At 70.7% G+C, this 2,181-nt stretch carries 1 protein-coding gene and 1 pseudogene; both read right to left on the bottom strand.

The features are described 5' to 3' along the window. A pseudogene (locus VR45_RS49690) lies at positions 1-292 on the bottom strand (alpha-galactosidase); the annotation flags it as partial. A gap of 101 nt (positions 293-393) precedes the next feature. Continuing rightward, positions 394-2,181, bottom strand: a 1,788-nt coding sequence (locus VR45_RS39040) for a ricin-type beta-trefoil lectin domain protein (RefSeq protein WP_045944711.1), incomplete at its 5' end; no start/stop codon positions are given.

The raw sequence follows: 2,181 nt of genomic DNA, 5'->3' as shown, positions 1-2,181 counted from the left end.
CGTCGAGGTTGACGTACTGGTAGCCGGCCCGGTCCAGCCCGTTGGCGACCAATGCGTCGGCGGTCTCCCGGATCAGGGTCTCGTTGATGTTGCAGCCGAACTTGTTCCAGCTGTTCCAACCCATCGGCGGGGTCAGCACCGGAGTGACCGGAACCGCCGCCGCGGTCGCGGGCGGGGACGCGGCCACGGCCGGGGTCGCCGCGGTGACCGCGGCGAGCAGCAGGGGAAGGGCCGCCAGCGCGCGGGTCAGGGACCGTCGGCGGCGGGCCGGGACGGTTCGTGTCGTCGTCACCGCAGGTTCTCGCTTTCTCTTGCTCGGAGGTGGTGAGGAGCAGGACCGGCCCCGGCCGACCGCGCGGAGGTGCGGTCGGCCGGGGCCGGCGGAGGGGCGCGTCAGGCGGGCAGGTTCCACTTCTGGTTGGGGCCGCCGTCGCAGTCCCAGACGTCGAGCCGGGTGCCGTTGGCGGTGTCGAAGGCGGGGTCGTCCAGGCAGCGTCCGGACTGGAGACCCTTCAGGGTGCCGTCCGGCTGGGGCGACCACTGCTGGTTGGCGCCGCCGTTGCAGTCCCAGAGCTCGACGGGTGAGCCGTTGGCCGTGGCCTGGCCGGTGACGTCCAGGCACTTGCCGTTGTGCGTGAGGTTGCCGCCGTCGAGGGTCCAGACCTGGGAGGAGCCGCCGGTGCAGTCCCACAGCTGGACCCGGGCGCCGTTCAGGCTGGAGTCCTGGTCGACGTCCACGCACTTGCCGGCGGCAGCCCCCGAGGTGATGGGGCCGGTGGGCAGCGGGGTCGCTGTGCCCGGGGTGAGGGCGAAGTTGTCGAACTGCTGGGTCCGGTAGCCTCCGCTGCCCAGGCCGAGGCCCGCCAGGCCGGTGGAGAACGAGGCGTCGGTGGCCCGGCCGACCTCCTGACCGCCGACGCTCGCGATCAGGGTCGAGCCCTGCAGGGTGAACGCGAGGCCGGTCCAGCTGTTCAGGCCGGGGGCCGTGGTGGTCCCGGTGGCGAGGGTGGTGAAGTTCCAGCTGGTGTCGCTCTTGAGGATCGACCACGTGCCGGTGTCGGAGAGCCGCAGGTGGTAGGCGTTGAGGCCGTTGTTGTTGTGGCCCTGCTGGCCGATCCGGCCGAGCAGTTCGACGCTGCCGGGCTGCTCGAACATGACGTCCGAGGCCACGGTGTAGTTCTGCCAGCCGCGCTCACCCATGATCGTGTACGGGGAGTTGAACGGCTCGTCGGTCCAGCGCATCGGCACGGTGGGCGCCATCTGCCGCAGGCAGGTCCCGGTCCGGCCGCCGCCGCAGGCCACCGCCTTGAAGGCGCCGTTCATGTCGGCGAAGTACTGCGGCGAGGTGGTCGCCGCGGGCGTCTCGAAGGTGTCCGCGTACGGGAGCGACAGCGAGCCGGCCGGCGGGGAGACCGCGGTGCCCTTGCCCTGGCCGGTGGTGGTGGTCACGGTGTAGACGTAACCGGGCTGCAGCGTCAGGGAGTAGCGGCCGCCGCCGGTGACGGCCGGGTCCGCCTGCTGGACGAACCAGTCGCTGCTGCTGTTGGAGCGCACGTCGGTCGCCCAAACGTGGACCCGGCCGGTGGGCAGGCCGCCGGTGACGCTGAAGTTCACGGTCTGCGCCGCGGTGGCGTCCATGGTCTCGATGACGGTGGAGTACGCCTTGTTGTCGGCCGACTGCAGGGTCGCGTAGCTGCCGTTGGTGCGCTTGTTGCCGAGGTAGTTGCTGGCGGTGTCGATGTAGTGCCAGCCGGGCTTGGTGAACTGGGTGGTCTGTGCGGTGACCCAGGCGGTCTTGCCGACGGTGTAGTTGCCGGACCACGGCTGGTTGGCGAGCGCCATGCCGTCGGTGGAGAACTCGAGGTTGCCGTAGAGCGCGGCGACGACCGGCCAGTTGACGAAGGCGGTGAACCGGGAGTCGATGTATCCGCGGTTGATGCCGCGGGCCACCGAGCTCGCACCGGTCTGGTAGTCCTCGGAGCCGTTCTCGCTCGCCCAGATCGGCTTGCCGAGGGTCTGGGCCTTGTCGATCGAGGCGGAGTCCGCGGCGGGCTTGCAGTTGCTGAAGTCGCTGTTGTAGCCGCAGGGGTAGTGCACCCCGACGACGTCGACGGCGTTGCGGAAGGCGGCGTCGTTGGTCATCTGGTCGACGACCCGGTAGCCGAACTGGTCGGGGGCGAC

The sequence above is a fragment of the Streptomyces sp. NRRL S-495 genome, assembly GCF_000966955.1.
In the GTDB taxonomy this organism is placed as follows: Bacteria; Actinomycetota; Actinomycetes; order Streptomycetales; family Streptomycetaceae; genus Kitasatospora; species Kitasatospora purpeofusca.
The sequence above is the reverse complement of the archived record's forward strand: the minus strand, read 5'-3'. Positions and strand labels throughout refer to the sequence as shown.